Genomic DNA, 13,902 nt, shown 5'->3' with positions numbered 1-13,902 from the left:
ATGTCACTTAAAACGTTAAAATATTTTTCGACGATCGTCATCGCCACTGCCGCGGTGCTCGCCGGTTGGTGGATGTGGAATTATTACATGCAGTCTCCCTGGACGCGTGACGGTAAAGTCAGAGCCGAACAGGTCAGCGTTACCCCGCAGGTATCCGGGGCGATCGTCGACCTGAAAGTGAAAGATAACCAGTTTGTTCACGCCGGCGACCTGCTGTTCAGCATCGACAAAACACCTTTTCATATCGCAGAGCTCAATGCGCAAGCTCAACTGGCAAAAGCACAGTCCGATCTGGCTAAAGCCAATAACGAAGCCAACCGCCGTCGCCATTTAACCCGTAACGTAATCTCCGCCGAGGAGCTTGACACGGCTAACCTGAATGTCAAAGCCATGCAAGCAAGCGTTGGCGTCGCCCAGGCAACGCTGAAGCAGGCCCAGTGGCAGCTCAGTCAGACGGAAGTACGCGCCCCGGTTTCCGGCTGGATCACCAACCTTTCCACCCGAACGGGGGATTTCGCCGCCACCGGACAGCCGCTGTTTGCGCTGGTCGACAGCCACTCTTTTTACGTGATGGGGTATTTTGAAGAGACCAAATTACGCCACATTCATCCTGGCGCGCCTGCGCAAATAACGCTTTATAGCGGCAACGTAAAGTTACAGGGTCACGTTTCCAGTATCGGTCGCGCCATTTACGACCAGAGCGTGGAAAGTGATTCAGGTCTGGTGCCAGACATTAAACCCAATGTGCCCTGGGTTCGGCTGGCGCAGCGGGTGCCAGTGCGGATTGAATTTAACGCATTGCCGAAAGACCTGACGCTTGTCTCTGGCACCACCTGCAGTGTGGCGATTGGGCAGTAAATGACGCTCCCTCGTCTCTCACTGCGCAATACGCCATGGCTGAAAGCCACCGCCGGACAATGGCGCTATGCGCTGCGTAACACCCTTGCCATGTGCCTGGCGCTGACCTTTGCCTATTACCTGAATCTCGATGAACCCTACTGGGCGATGACCTCCGCTGCGGTTGTCAGCTTCCCGACCGTGGGCGGCGTGATCAGTAAAAGCCTGGGCCGTATCGCGGGGAGCCTGCTTGGCGCTACCGCTGCGCTGATTCTCGCCGGGCACACCCTTAATGAACCATGGCTTTTTCTGCTTAGCATGGCGGCGTGGATCGGCTTTTGTACCTGGGCCTGCGCGTATTTCAGCAATAATGTCGCTTACGCCTTTCAACTGGCGGGCTACACGGCGGCGATTATCGCCTTTCCAATGGTAAACATTGTCGAAATAACCCAACTGTGGGATATCGCCCAGGCGCGAGTCTGCGAAGTGATTGTCGGGATTTTATGCGGCGGCATGATGATGATGATCCTGCCCAGTACCTCAGACGGCACCGCCCTGTTGACGGCGCTGAAGAAGATGCATGCGCGCCTGCTGGAACATGCGAGTTTGCTGTGGCAACCGGACACAACCGATGCCATTCGCGCCGCTCACGAAGGGGTGATAGGGCAAATACTGACGATGAACTTATTGCGTATCCAGGCGTTCTGGAGCCATTACCGCTTTCGTCGACAGAACCCGCTGCTTAATGCCCTGCTGCACCAGCAACTGCGTCTCACCAGCGTCATCTCCAGCCTGCGAAGAATGTTGCTGAACTGGCCCAATCCGCCCGCCAATAGCCGGGAGATTATTGAGGCGCTACTGCTCGCCCTGGCCCGACCGCAAACTGACAGCTATACCGTCGCCAGGATCCTTGCCCCGCTTGCACCGCCAGATAGATCAGATTTTCGTCACGTCGCCTTCTGGCAGCGGCTGCGCTATTTTTGCCGTCTTTATCTGCAAAGCAGCCGCCAGCTACGGCTACTGGAAACAGACACGCTACAGGCGCACATCAGCATCCCGCGGGTCCCAGCCCTTGCGCGCCATACTGACAGCGCGGAGGCTATCTGGAGCGGCCTGCGCACCTTCGCTACGCTAATGGCTATCGGCGCCTGGAGTATCGGCGCGCAGTGGGAATCGGGCTCGGGGGCGCTCACGCTGGCCGCCATCAGTTGTGTGCTCTATTCGGTAGTAGCGACACCGTTTAAATCGCTGTCGCTACTGATGCGTACGCTGGTGTTACTGTCGTTGTTCAGCTTTGTGGTGAAGTTTGGTTTGATGGTTCAGATCAGCGATCTCTGGCAATTTTTGCTGTTCCTGTTTCCGTTACTCGTCACCATGCAACTGTTCAAACTGCAAATGCCAAAGCTGGCGGGCCTGTGGGGACAATTGATTGTGTTTATGGGCTCATTTATCGCGGTGACGAACCCGCCCGTTTATGACTTTGCCGATTTCCTTAACGATAATACGGCCAAAATTGTTGGCGTCGCCCTGTCATGGCTGGCATTCGCCATTCTGCGTCCCGGTTCTGATGCGCGTAAAAGCCGGCGGCATATCCGCGCGCTGCGTCGCGATTTTGTCGATCAGTTAAGCCGTCGCCCCTCACTCAGCGAACATGAGTTTGAGTCGCTGACTTATCACCACGTCAGCCAGTTAAGCAACAGCCAGGACGCGCTGGCGAGGCGCTGGCTTCTGCGATGGGGAGTGGTGTTACTGAACTGTTCACACGTTGTCTGGCAGCTGCGCGCCTGGGAATCGCGCTCCGATCCGCTGTCGCGGGTGAGAGATATCTGTATCGCTTTGTTGCGTGACGTGATGAGCGAGCGCGGCGTACAACAGCGGCCGCTGGCGGCGTCCCTGGCGGAACTGCTGCGCATCTGCGAAACGCTTTCGCGTCACCCGCAGCCTGCCGCGCAGGAACTGGCCGCTCTTCTCTGGCGGCTACACTGCTCGCTGTCACAACTCGAGCAGGCGCCGCCAGAAGGAACGCTGACAACCTGATTATTTAATGACACCACAGGCAAACCGAGCCCCGCCGCCGCCCAACGGTTTTGGCTGATCGGACATATTATCGCCGCCAACGTGGATCATCAGCGCCTTATCTTTGATTTCATCGAGGGATTTCAGGCGTGATGCGGTCACAGGAATAACGGCTTTCCCTTCGTTGTTGACCACCAGCACGGGCAAGTCGCCTAAATGCCCTTCACCGTCTGGCCCGGCGTGCTTACCGGTTTGGTGGGGGTCGAAGTGCCCGCCCGCGGCTTCTGCGGCAGATGCTTTACCGTCTTTCATCGCCGGTTCGCAACTGCCATTCGCGTGAATGTGAAAACCATGCTCGCCCGGCGGCAACGCTTTCAGATCCGGCGTAAACTCCAGCCCTTTATCGGTTTCATTAATGGTCACCTCACCGATGGATTGCCCAATACCTTGTGCGGTGACCAGATTCATTTCCACTTTCTCACTGGCGGCCTGCGCCCCGGTACAGGCTAACAGGGTTAACACGGCCAGACTTAATCGTTTCATAGGACCTCCGTTTTGTGTGCATTTGGCTTAAGTGTAAACCAGAGACGCAATTTTGAACGGAAAATCCATTATTTAGCGATTACGGCACGTCATACCCGAGCGCGGCTTTACGAATACGGAACCATTGCTGACGGCTCATGTTCAGCGACGCCGATCCCACGGCGGCCCTGACGCGCTCAATTTTGCCGGAACCGATAATTGGCAGCGGCTGCGATGGCAAACGAAGCACCCAGGCGTACACGACCTGCTCAATCGTCTCTGCGTTTAGCTCCTCCGCCACTACCGCCAGCTCATTACGTAGCGGCTGAAACGCATCGTCGTTAAATAAACGACCGCCGCCGAGGCACGACCATGCCATCGGACGAATACGCAGTTGCTGAAGTTGATCGAGCGTGCCATCCAGCAGCAGCGGCTGATGCACCGGAGAAATCTCCACCTGATTCGTTGCCAGCGTGAACGGTAAACGGGACTGCAGCAGCGTAAACTGCGCGGGAGTAAAGTTTGACACGCCAAAGTGACGTACTTTTCCGCTCTGGTGCAGATGCTGGAAGGCTTCTGCCACCTCGTCGGCGTCCATCAGCGGATCGGGACGATGAATCAGCAGCAGATCCAGACGATCGGTGGCCAGATTGACCAGCGACTGCTCAGCACTCTTCACGATATGGTCACGATCGGTGATGTAGTGGCCGAGGGCGTTTTCTGCCCGCGCGGTGGTGGCGATACCGCATTTTGTGACAATCTCCATTTGCTCGCGCAGATGCGGCGCCAGCTTCAGCGCGTCACCAAAGGCCGCCTCGCACTGGTAGCCGCCATAAATATCCGCGTGGTCGACGGTGGTGATACCCAGTTCCAGGTGCTGCTCGATAAAGCTTACTCGCTCCTGGGGGGACATGTTCCAGTCCATCAGTCGCCAGTAGCCCATCACAAAGCGGGAAAAGGTCGGGCCTTGCGGCGCAATTGTCGTACGCTGAACCATAACTGCTTCCTCGTGAAATAAAGTGTTCCGAGTATATACAATTCGTCGGTTAAAAGAGTGAAGGCTGTTGCGGTTCTTCAGGCTCTGCGGGTTTGTTTGCGCGCAATTTACGCAGCAGGCGCTGGCGGCACAGCCTCAGCACGTCCTGCTTCTGGGCGTCACTCATTTTCTGCCAGTTGAAGCGTTCGTCACGGCTGCGAAAACAGCCGCGACAAAATCCCCTCTCGTCGGACTGACAGATGCCGCGACACGGACTCTGGACGGGAAAAAATTCTAACTGCTCTGCCACATCCCCTCCTCATCTTTCGCCTGTACACACTATTGAAGACGGAAACCTGCTATCTGGCAACCCGGCTTGCATTAGACCGACTGGTCTATTACACTCTGCCCTATGAACAAGCATACTGAATGCGATACCCGCGAACACTTACTGGCCACCGGCGAGCGTCTGTGCATGCAGCGCGGATTTACCGGGATGGGCCTTAGCGAACTGTTGAAGACCGCCGAAGTGCCAAAGGGCTCGTTTTACCACTATTTTCGCTCCAAGGAAGCTTTTGGCGTCGCGATGCTGGAGCGCCATTTTGCCGCTTATCATCAGCGATTGACGGAGCACTTTACTACGGGCGCCGGAAATTACCGTGACCGCATTCTGGCTTACTATCAGGAAACGCTGAACCAGTTTCGTCAGCAGGGGACCATCAGTGGTTGTCTGACGGTAAAACTGTCCGCTGAGGTGTGCGATCTGTCTGAAGACATGCGTTCCGCGATGGACAAAGGCGCGAGTAATATTATCGCCATTCTTGCCCATGCGCTGGAAAAGGGTCGCGAAAGCCATTGTCTGACATTTCCCGGCGAGCCGTTACAACAGGCGCAAATCCTTTACGCGCTCTGGTTGGGCGCGAATTTACAGGCCAAGATTTCGCGCAGCGCCATGCCGCTCGAAAACGCGCTGGCGCATGTGCGACGTATCATCACAACGCCTGAGGGTTAACAGGCGTTTTTATTTACTCAATCACTAGACGACCGGTCTATTCATCACTGGAGCCATTATGTCCTCTGAAAAACTGTTTACCCCACTGAAGGTGGGTGCGATCACCGCAGCTAACCGTGTATTCATGGCCCCGCTGACGCGTCTGCGCAGCATTGAGCCTGGCGACATCCCGACTCCGTTAATGGCAGAATATTACCGCCAGCGCGCCAGCGCCGGTCTCATCATCAGCGAAGCGACGCAAATTTCCGCCCAGGCGAAAGGCTATGCGGGCGCGCCGGGTCTGCACAGCGACGAGCAGATTGCCGCGTGGAAAAAAATTACTGCCGGCGTTCATGCAGAAAACGGGCATATTGCCGTACAGCTGTGGCACACCGGGCGCATTTCCCATGCCAGCCTGCAACCTGGAGGGCAGCCGCCGGTTTCCGCTTCCGCGCTCAGCGCCGGGACGCGCACCTCTCTACGTGACGAAAACGGCAATGCGATCCGCGTTGACACCTCCATGCCGCGCGCGCTGGAAACCCATGAAATCCCGGGTATCGTGAATGATTTCCGCCAGGCCATCGCCAATGCCCGCGAAGCCGGTTTCGATCTCGTTGAGTTGCACTCCGCCCACGGATATCTGCTGCATCAATTCCTTTCACCTTCGTCTAACCACCGTACCGACCAGTACGGCGGCAGCGTTGAAAATCGCGCGCGTCTGGTTCTTGAGGTAGTGGATGCGGGGATTCAGGAATGGGGCGCTGACCGTATTGGTATTCGCATCTCCCCTATCGGTACTTTCCAGAACGTGGACAATGGCCCCAACGAAGAAGCAGATGCGCTGTATCTGATCGAAGAACTGGGTAAACGTGGCATCGCTTATCTGCATATGTCCGAGCCGGACTGGGCAGGCGGCGCATCTTATACTGAAGCCTTCCGCGAAAAAGTACGCGCGCGTTTCCAGGGGCCCATCGTTGGCGCTGGCGCATACACCCGTGAAAAAGCGGAAACCCTCATTGAAAAAGGCCTGATCGACGCGGTTGCGTTCGGTCGCGATTACATTGCAAACCCGGATCTGGTCACCCGACTGCAACGTAAAGCCGAGCTGAACCCGCAGCGCAGCGAGAGTTTCTACGGTGGCGGCGCGGAAGGTTATACCGATTACCCGACGCTGTGATCCCGCCTGCGGCATTCCTCCATTGATAGCGGCGCGAAAACGCCGCTATACTAAAACAACATTTTGAATGTATTGACCATTTTTAAGGGGATAAACAATGCGTTTACTTCATACCATGCTGCGCGTCGGCGATTTGCAGCGTTCTATCGACTTTTACACTAACGTTTTAGGCATGAAACTGCTGCGTACCAGCGAAAACCCGGAGTACAAATATTCTCTGGCATTTGTCGGCTACGGTGAAGAGAGTGACGAAGCGGTGATCGAACTGACGTATAACTGGGGTGTCGATCGCTATGAACTGGGGACCGCCTATGGTCACATTGCGCTGAGCGTTGATAACGCAGCGGAAGCCTGCGAGCGGATTCGCCAGAACGGCGGTAATGTCACGCGCGAAGCGGGTCCGGTAAAAGGCGGCACCACCGTGATTGCGTTTGTTGAAGATCCGGACGGTTACAAAATCGAACTGATCGAAGAAAAAGACGCCGGTCGCGGTCTGGGTAATTAATCCCTTCCGGGCGCGGCTTCTCTGCGCCCGCAGTTTTACTGCAATGAACGCCTTTTTTTGGCATACTACGCGCTGCATTTTTTCTGTATTTAAGAGACCCCGATGTCCGATAACGCTCAACTTACCGGTCTGTGCGACCGTTTTCGCGGTTTTTACCCTGTCGTCATTGATGTTGAAACGGCCGGGTTTAATGCCAGAACCGATGCGCTGCTTGAAATTGCCGCCATCACGTTGAAAATGGATGAACAGGGCTGGCTGATGCCGGACACTACGCTGCATTTCCATGTCGAACCGTTCGAAGGCGCGAATTTGCAGCCCGAAGCGCTGGCGTTTAACGGCATCGACCCCAGCAACCCGCTGCGTGGCGCGGTGAGTGAATATGACGCCCTGCACGCCATTTTTAAAATGGTGCGGAAAGGAATTAAAGACAGCGGCTGTAACCGCGCGATCATGGTGGCGCATAACGCTACGTTCGATCACAGCTTTATGATGGCGGCGGCCGAGCGCGCCTCGCTGAAGCGCAACCCTTTTCATCCGTTTGTCACTTTCGACACTGCCGCCCTCAGCGGACTGGCGCTAGGCCAAACGGTTCTGTCGAAAGCCTGTCTGGCGGCAGGTATGGAGTTTGACGGCACGCAGGCTCATTCGGCGCTTTACGACACGGAACGTACGGCAGTGCTGTTTTGTGAAATCGTCAACCGCTGGAAACGTCTGGGCGGCTGGCCGCTGGCCATGCCCGAGGCTTAACGCCGAACGTAAAAAAGCGACCTTTCGGTCGCTTTTTTAGTGAGTGCCGGATGACCGCGCGTTGGCGACTTCTCCAGCCTGTCACCTCAATCCCGCAGGCGTCACCTTACTCGGTATCTGATTCTTCAGACTTGTACTTCGCCGCGGTCTCTTTGATCAGTTGCTGCAATTCGCCACGCTGATACATTTCGATCAGGATGTCGCAGCCGCCAACCAGTTCGCCATCAACCCACAACTGCGGGAAGGTTGGCCAGTTAGCATACTTCGGCAGTTCGGCGCGGATATCCGGGTTCTGCAAAATATCGACATAAGCAAAACGCTCACCACAGGCAGAAAGCGCCTGCACAGCCTGGGCAGAGAACCCGCAGCTTGGCAGTTTTGGCGAACCTTTCATATACAGCAGGATTGGGTTTTCAGCGATCTGGCGCTGAATTTTTTCGATAGTGGTGCTCATTGTCTTGCTTCCTTAACTTCTTTTACGGCAGTCGTCTGACATTGTAACGGCTCAGGCCGACATCGGAAAATAACATTTTCATTACGCTTTACTATTTTATCGTCTGAAGCCTTAAGTTGCATTGCAAATCACTGTTCAGGCCGCCCTTTTCAGCCAATTGTCTATTGAATAAGCAAATTTACCTTTGGTTGCTGCTTTTTTTGGCACTTATGCGCGTAACACTTTTTTTAACAATAAAAGCTATTAACTTTCTTCAATTCTATAGATTAGAATCATCAGGTTTTGTAAATCACATGCAGGCATGATTGCGCCTGCCTTAACCGAGGAATGCTCAGTGGCGCGGATTAACCGACTCTCCCTCACGCTCTGTGCTTTACTGTTTACAACGATTTCCTTTATGTCCGTGGCCCAGGCTTCCCGGCAGGCCAGGACAACGTCTGATATTTCTCACAGCAAGAAAACCGCAGACAAGAAAAAAAGCACCGCAACAGCGAAAAAGACCACGAAAAATTCCCAACGCACCGCAAAAAAAACAACCGCTAAAAACGCAGTGAAAACGGCATCGGCCAGCAAAAAACGTGTAACCCCCTCCAGCAAAACCTCCCGAACGACCAGTCGCCGCACAAAATCTGGCGTTTCGAAGACAGCCGTCGTGAGCTGGACGGAAAAATGCACGCCACGAAAAGGCCGCAAGCCACACTGCGTGAAGGTGAAAAGCGCAGCGGCCAGCACCCTTGCGGACGTGCATAAGTTAAAAGTCCAAAAAGCCACCAGTACAGCAATGAATAAACTGATGAGCCAGATTGGTAAACCCTACCGCTGGGGCGGTACATCGCCGCGTACTGGCTTCGACTGTAGCGGTCTGGTCTATTACGCCTATAAGGATTTGGTTAAATTCCGCATACCCCGCACGGCAAACGAGATGTATCACCTGCGTGATGCGGCGCCGATCGAACAGGGTGAGCTGAAAAATGGCGATCTGGTGTTCTTCCGTACCCAGGGTCGCGGCACAGCCGATCACGTTGGCGTCTACGTCGGTAACGGCAAATTTATTCAGTCGCCACGCAGCGGTCAGGAAATCCAAATCACCTCTCTTAGCGAAGACTACTGGCAGCGCCATTATGTCGGCGCCCGCCGGGTGATGACGCCGAAAACCATTCGCTAAAACTTTACCCTGTTGTTACACAACAGGGTAAGTTCTTCTTTTGCCACACCTTTCAATTTGCTACCCTATCCTTACGTACAATAAGGTTATTGTGCGAATCAATATTAATAATAAGGAGAGAAGCAATGTCGTTCGAATTACCTGCATTACCGTATGCCAAAGATGCGCTTGCGCCGCATATTTCCGCTGAAACGCTGGAATACCACTATGGCAAACACCATCAGACCTATGTGACAAACCTGAATAACCTGATCAAAGGCACCGCATTTGAAGGCAAATCGCTGGAAGAGATTGTGCGGAGCTCTGAGGGGGGCGTGTTTAACAACGCCGCTCAGGTCTGGAACCACACCTTCTACTGGAATTGCCTGGCGCCGAATGCCGGTGGGGAACCCACGGGTGAACTGGCTGACGCTATCGCCGCCGCGTTTGGCAGCTTCGCCGACTTCAAGGCCCAGTTTACCGATGCCGCGATCAAGAACTTCGGCTCCGGCTGGACCTGGCTGGTTAAAGACAAAGACGGCAAGCTGGCTATCGTGTCCACGTCTAACGCGGGGACGCCGCTCAACACAGACGCCACGCCGTTAATGACCGTCGACGTATGGGAACACGCCTATTACATTGACTATCGTAACGCGCGTCCGGGTTATCTGGAAAACTTCTGGGCGCTGGTTAACTGGGCGTTTGTGGCGAAAAACTTTGCCGCATAACTGAAAAATGCCCGACAGCACATTCGTGCGTCGGGCATTAAAGAGTTTGCCGTTTTAGCTGGCGACGCACTCTGTCTGCGGCTGTTTTCTGGCGGAAATAAACACCAGCAGTAGCGCCAGCCCCGCCACGATCGCCCCCATAACCGGAACAAAAGCGTAGCCCAGACCGCCGGAAATGACCGCCCCGCCCGCGGCAGCGCCCAGCGCATTACCCAGGTTGAAAGCGCCAATATTCACTGACGAAGAAAGGCCCGGCGCCTCGTGCGCCACACGCATCACCCGCATTTGCAGTGGAGGTACCACCGCGAAGGTCGCCGCTCCCCAGACCACCATAGCGATCGCTGCCCCCAGCGCATTTTGCGCCAGAAAGGGGATCGCCAGCATAATCACCATCAGAAGCAACAGAAAACCTTTCAGGGTGCCATTCACCGAACGGTCAGCCAGTTTTCCGCCAAAATAATTACCGATGGAAAACCCAACGCCAATCAGCACCAGCATACCGGTGACAAACGCTGGCGAGGCATGCGTAATGCTGTGCAATACGGGCGCGATGTAGGTATACAGCGTAAACATCGCCCCAGCCCCCAGAACAGTGGTTAATAACGCCGTCAACACCTGCGGACGCATCAGCACCGCCAGCTCCTTTTTTACCTCCGGACGCGTTCCAGCGCTGCCCTTCGGCAAGGAGAAGAACAGGCTCGCCATCGCGATAACGCCCAGCCCGGCGGTCGCCATAAACGACATTCGCCAGCCGATAGTTTCACCGAGCCAGGTGGCAGCCGGAACACCGCCGATGTTGGCGATTGTCAGTCCCATAAACATTGTTGCCACCGCGCTGGCCTGCTTATGCTTTGGCACTACGCTTGCCGCCACGACGGAGCCCAGCCCAAAAAAGGCGCCGTGGTTCAGACTGGTCAGAACGCGAGAGAGCATCAGGGTGGTGTAATCAGGAGAGATAGCGGAAAGCGCATTGCCCACGGTGAAAATGGCCATCAGAAAGATCAGCGCATTGCGACGTCCGCGATGTGAAAGCAGTAGCGTCATTAATGGCGCGCCGACCATCACCCCAATGGCATAAGCGCTGATCAGCATTCCTGCGGCGGGAATCGTCACATCAACGCCGCGAGCGATGACCGGCAATAATCCCATGGGAGAAAATTCAGTGGTGCCGATCCCGAACGCGCCTATGGCCAACGCCAGTAAAGGGTAATTTATTTTCATACGGTAATGACTCCGCCTGTTCGCGCTTAAACGCGGTGGACAAGAAAAGCCAAAAGCATGACATCAATCACAAAAAAAGAGAAGTTAACAAATTTACAAAAGACTTTTGCATTTTTGATAACAATTGGCGAAGGGAATGTGAGGGAGCGACACTCCCTCAGCGGTAAATCAGTGCAGTGCTGCGGTTAAACCACCTGCCACGATCAGAGCCAGAACAATAAACGTGGTCACTAATGAAAATTTCAGATCGGTGCTCATCAACTTTTCTCCTTTTTATTCCCACACAAAAAGTGATATAGCGCATTTTTACACACTTGAAAGCAAAAATCTCCCACGATTTAGGGTGATATCTGTTTTTAACACTTCCCCTTTTCGTTAAGATCAGCCAAAATTCGACGCTTACTTGTTTAGCGTACCGGCCATTGACCCCTTCCTGACGTTCCGTGTCGTTTTCCCGGCGTGCCGCAACCCTGATGTTGCGATCAGGGTGTGTAAAGGCAAACGTTTACTTAGCGTATTTTACTGTTCAGGTTGGGTCTGGAGTGAGATGTAATGGCAACAATTAAAGATGTAGCGAAACGAGCAAACGTTTCCACTACAACCGTATCACACGTTATTAACAAAACGCGTTTTGTTGCAGAAGAAACGCGTAACGCGGTGTGGGCGGCAATCAAAGAATTGCACTATTCCCCCAGCGCCGTCGCCCGAAGCCTGAAGGTCAACCATACCAAGTCCATCGGCCTGTTGGCGACCAGCAGCGAAGCCGCCTACTTTGCCGAAATTATAGAAGCCGTTGAAAAAAACTGTTTCCAGAAGGGTTATACCCTCATCCTCGGCAACGCGTGGAATAACCTGGAAAAACAGCGCGCCTATCTGTCGATGATGGCGCAAAAACGCGTGGATGGCCTGTTGGTCATGTGTTCTGAATATCCGGAACCTCTGCTTTCTATGCTCGAAGAATACCGTCATATTCCCATGGTAGTGATGGACTGGGGCGAAGCCAAAGCCGATTTCACGGACACGGTGATCGATAACGCCTTTGAAGGCGGCTATATGGCAGGCCGATACTTGGTGGAGCGCGGACATCGTGAAATCGGCGTGATTCCCGGTCCGTTGGAGCGGAACACCGGCGCAGGCCGTCTGGCTGGCTTTATGAAAGCGATGGAAGAAGCGCTGATCAACGTGCCGGAAAACTGGATTGTGCAGGGCGATTTTGAGCCGGAGTCCGGCTACCGCGCAATGCAGCAAATCCTGTCGCAGTCACACCGTCCGACAGCGGTATTCTGCGGCGGCGACATCATGGCGATGGGCGCGCTCTGTGCTGCCGATGAAATGGGTCTGCGCGTCCCGCAGGATGTCTCGCTGATCGGTTATGACAACGTGCGAAACGCGCGCTTCTTTACGCCAGCGTTAACCACTATTCATCAGCCGAAGGATTCTCTGGGTGAAACGGCGTTTAATATGCTGTTAGACCGTATCGTCAATAAGCGCGAGGAGTCCCAGTCGATCGAAGTCCACCCGCGACTGATTGAACGTCGCTCTGTTGCGGACGGCCCGTTCCGCGACTACCGCCGTTAAGTCGCGCCTGCGGGAGTCTCATCAGGCTCCCGCAGCCACTCTCTGTTCAGTGTTTCACTGTCTCCCAGATACTCCAGCAGCCACGCCAGCGCCGGCGAGGTATCGTTTTGTTGCCAGGTGAGACAGCAGGCGGCATCCGGGAAAGGATTTTCCAGCTCCAGCGCAACCCACTGCCCCGTGTTAAGACGAGGTTTGGCAAAATGCGTCGGCACCATGCCAATACACAAGCCAGCGCTGATACAGGTTGCGGAAGAGTCCCAGTCCGGCACGACCATACGGCGTTGATTATCCAGTAACCATGTGACGCGTTTGGGCAGGTTTCGGGAGGTATCCTCCAGCACCAGCGACGGCCAGTTTCGCAGCGTGTCGTCGCTCAACGGCCCCATTATGCTCGCCAGCGGATGGGAACGCGCCACCACGCAACTCCAGCTCAACATTCCCATATCGCGAAAGGCATAGCGACCGCCCACCGGAATAGCGCGCGTCGCGCCAATGGCCAACTCCACCCGACCATCGGACAACGCGTCCCAGACGCCGTTGAAAACTTCCTGAAAAACCAGCAGCTCTACATCATCAAAATGACGGTAAAAGTCGACGACCATCTGGCGGGTCCGTTCCGGACGCACGATATTATCCACCGCAACAGGCAACTGCCCGCGCCAGCCATTGGCGATTTGCTGACACTGTTGCCGGGTGTCCTGCATTTTTTTGATAACAGAACGCCCTTCTTTTAAAAACCAGGCCCCGGCGGGCGTCAGCACCACGTCACGGTGGCGGCGTTCAAACAGTGGGACCGCCAACCACTCTTCCAGTTGCCGTACCGTGTAGCTGACCGCAGAAGGCACCCGGTGCAATTCCTGAGCCGCTGAACTGAAGCTGCCGTTACGCGCAACGGCGTCGACGACTTCCAGCGCATATTCTGACCACATAATCTGCCTGCAAAATTTTTGAATGCAATAACCAAATATTACCGTTTCACAAGGAGAAAGACACTCCCTACACTCTG

15 protein-coding genes and 1 pseudogene are annotated in these 13,902 nt (G+C 54.8%); 9 read left to right on the top strand and 7 right to left on the bottom strand.

The window, feature by feature from the left end:
- Together OOJ60_RS03965 and OOJ60_RS03960 are read left to right on the top strand one after the other, a co-directional pair.
- Positions 1–858, top strand: coding sequence for an efflux RND transporter periplasmic adaptor subunit (locus tag OOJ60_RS03965; protein ID WP_060569703.1), 858 nt, complete (start codon positions 1–3; stop codon positions 856–858).
- Positions 859–2,932, top strand: a pseudogene (locus OOJ60_RS03960) (FUSC family protein).
- Here the strand turns inward: OOJ60_RS03960 and sodC are convergent.
- The 3 genes from sodC to OOJ60_RS03945 all read right to left on the bottom strand — a co-directional run bounded on the left by sodC (position 2,875) and on the right by OOJ60_RS03945 (position 4,661).
- Positions 2,875–3,396, bottom strand: a complete 522-nt coding sequence (gene sodC / locus OOJ60_RS03955) for a superoxide dismutase [Cu-Zn] SodC (RefSeq protein WP_042282781.1) — start codon at positions 3,394–3,396, stop codon at positions 2,875–2,877. The pseudogene OOJ60_RS03960 and the gene sodC sit on opposite strands and share 58 nt — an antisense overlap.
- 79 nt (positions 3,397–3,475) lie before the next feature.
- A complete protein-coding gene (locus OOJ60_RS03950) occupies positions 3,476–4,372 on the bottom strand; it encodes an aldo/keto reductase (RefSeq protein ID WP_181821389.1) in 897 nt (298 codons plus the stop codon).
- A gap of 49 nt (positions 4,373–4,421) precedes the next feature.
- A complete protein-coding gene (locus tag OOJ60_RS03945) occupies positions 4,422–4,661 on the bottom strand; it encodes a DUF1289 domain-containing protein (protein WP_042282778.1) in 240 nt (79 codons plus the stop codon).
- 102 nt (positions 4,662–4,763) lie between these two features.
- On the opposite strand from OOJ60_RS03945, the gene OOJ60_RS03940 reads away from it, so the two are divergent.
- From OOJ60_RS03940 to rnt, 4 genes are all read left to right on the top strand, one after another.
- Positions 4,764–5,363: a TetR/AcrR family transcriptional regulator gene (locus OOJ60_RS03940; protein WP_205611967.1), complete on the top strand. Its 600-nt coding sequence runs from the start codon at positions 4,764–4,766 to the stop codon at positions 5,361–5,363.
- A 58-nt stretch (positions 5,364–5,421) separates the two neighbouring features.
- The gene (locus tag OOJ60_RS03935) at positions 5,422–6,519 is read left to right on the top strand and encodes an alkene reductase (protein ID WP_042282773.1); all 1,098 of its coding nucleotides are present in this window, start codon (positions 5,422–5,424) and stop codon (positions 6,517–6,519) included.
- Between the two features lie 97 nt (positions 6,520–6,616).
- Positions 6,617–7,024, top strand: a complete 408-nt coding sequence (gene gloA, locus OOJ60_RS03930) for a lactoylglutathione lyase (RefSeq protein WP_042282771.1) — start codon at positions 6,617–6,619, stop codon at positions 7,022–7,024.
- Between the two features lie 102 nt (positions 7,025–7,126).
- A complete protein-coding gene (gene rnt / locus OOJ60_RS03925) occupies positions 7,127–7,771 on the top strand; it encodes a ribonuclease T (protein WP_042282769.1) in 645 nt (214 codons plus the stop codon).
- A gap of 106 nt (positions 7,772–7,877) precedes the next feature.
- Here the strand turns inward: rnt and grxD are convergent, their stop codons facing one another.
- A complete protein-coding gene (grxD, locus tag OOJ60_RS03920) occupies positions 7,878–8,225 on the bottom strand; it encodes a monothiol glutaredoxin 4 (RefSeq protein WP_042282768.1) in 348 nt (115 codons plus the stop codon).
- A gap of 334 nt (positions 8,226–8,559) precedes the next feature.
- Between grxD and OOJ60_RS03915 the strand changes: the two genes are divergently transcribed.
- Positions 8,560–9,390, top strand: a complete 831-nt coding sequence (locus tag OOJ60_RS03915) for a C40 family peptidase (RefSeq protein ID WP_205611966.1) — start codon at positions 8,560–8,562, stop codon at positions 9,388–9,390.
- A gap of 125 nt (positions 9,391–9,515) precedes the next feature.
- Complete coding sequence (gene sodB, locus OOJ60_RS03910; protein ID WP_205611965.1) at positions 9,516–10,097, top strand: superoxide dismutase [Fe]; 582 nt, start codon at positions 9,516–9,518, stop codon at positions 10,095–10,097.
- Positions 10,098–10,151: 54 nt separating this feature from the next.
- Here the strand turns inward: sodB and OOJ60_RS03905 are convergent, their stop codons facing one another.
- Both OOJ60_RS03905 and cydH read right to left on the bottom strand, forming a co-directional pair.
- Positions 10,152–11,318, bottom strand: a complete 1,167-nt coding sequence (locus tag OOJ60_RS03905; RefSeq protein WP_205611964.1) for an MFS transporter — start codon at positions 11,316–11,318, stop codon at positions 10,152–10,154.
- 168 nt (positions 11,319–11,486) lie between these two features.
- A complete protein-coding gene (cydH, locus tag OOJ60_RS03900; RefSeq protein ID WP_086512609.1) occupies positions 11,487–11,576 on the bottom strand; it encodes a cytochrome bd-I oxidase subunit CydH in 90 nt (29 codons plus the stop codon).
- A gap of 294 nt (positions 11,577–11,870) precedes the next feature.
- On the opposite strand from cydH, the gene purR reads away from it, so the two are divergent.
- Positions 11,871–12,896: an HTH-type transcriptional repressor PurR gene (purR, locus tag OOJ60_RS03895; protein ID WP_042282761.1), complete on the top strand. Its 1,026-nt coding sequence runs from the start codon at positions 11,871–11,873 to the stop codon at positions 12,894–12,896.
- Here purR and punR read toward each other — a convergent pair.
- Complete coding sequence (gene punR, locus OOJ60_RS03890; protein WP_042282759.1) at positions 12,893–13,825, bottom strand: DNA-binding transcriptional activator PunR; 933 nt, start codon at positions 13,823–13,825, stop codon at positions 12,893–12,895. The two genes, purR and punR, sit on opposite strands and share 4 nt — an antisense overlap.
- Between the last annotated feature and the right edge of the window lie 77 nt (positions 13,826–13,902).

Origin of the sequence: Citrobacter sp. R4 (assembly GCF_026719175.1) — a bacterium.
Lineage (GTDB): Bacteria > Pseudomonadota > Gammaproteobacteria > Enterobacterales > Enterobacteriaceae > Citrobacter_A > Citrobacter_A sedlakii.
The sequence above is the reverse complement of the archived record's forward strand: the minus strand, read 5'-3'. Positions and strand labels throughout refer to the sequence as shown.

Bases quoted from the DNA above. Each gene is read 5' to 3' on its own strand.
- punR (WP_042282759.1), bottom strand. From the start codon at position 13,825: ATGTGGTCAGAATATGCGCTGGAAGTCGTCGACGCCGTTGCGCGTAAC.
- rnt (WP_042282769.1), top strand. From the start codon at position 7,127: ATGTCCGATAACGCTCAACTTACCGGTCTGTGCGACCGTTTTCGCGGT.
- gloA (WP_042282771.1), top strand. From the start codon at position 6,617: ATGCGTTTACTTCATACCATGCTGCGCGTCGGCGATTTGCAGCGTTCT.
- sodB (WP_205611965.1), top strand. From the start codon at position 9,516: ATGTCGTTCGAATTACCTGCATTACCGTATGCCAAAGATGCGCTTGCG.
- grxD (WP_042282768.1), bottom strand. From the start codon at position 8,225: ATGAGCACCACTATCGAAAAAATTCAGCGCCAGATCGCTGAAAACCCA.
- purR (WP_042282761.1), top strand. From the start codon at position 11,871: ATGGCAACAATTAAAGATGTAGCGAAACGAGCAAACGTTTCCACTACA.
- OOJ60_RS03965 (WP_060569703.1), top strand. From the start codon at position 1: ATGTCACTTAAAACGTTAAAATATTTTTCGACGATCGTCATCGCCACT.
- OOJ60_RS03950 (WP_181821389.1), bottom strand. From the start codon at position 4,372: ATGGTTCAGCGTACGACAATTGCGCCGCAAGGCCCGACCTTTTCCCGC.
- sodC (WP_042282781.1), bottom strand. From the start codon at position 3,396: ATGAAACGATTAAGTCTGGCCGTGTTAACCCTGTTAGCCTGTACCGGG.
- cydH (WP_086512609.1), bottom strand. From the start codon at position 11,576: ATGAGCACCGATCTGAAATTTTCATTAGTGACCACGTTTATTGTTCTG.
- OOJ60_RS03940 (WP_205611967.1), top strand. From the start codon at position 4,764: ATGAACAAGCATACTGAATGCGATACCCGCGAACACTTACTGGCCACC.
- OOJ60_RS03935 (WP_042282773.1), top strand. From the start codon at position 5,422: ATGTCCTCTGAAAAACTGTTTACCCCACTGAAGGTGGGTGCGATCACC.
- OOJ60_RS03905 (WP_205611964.1), bottom strand. From the start codon at position 11,318: ATGAAAATAAATTACCCTTTACTGGCGTTGGCCATAGGCGCGTTCGGG.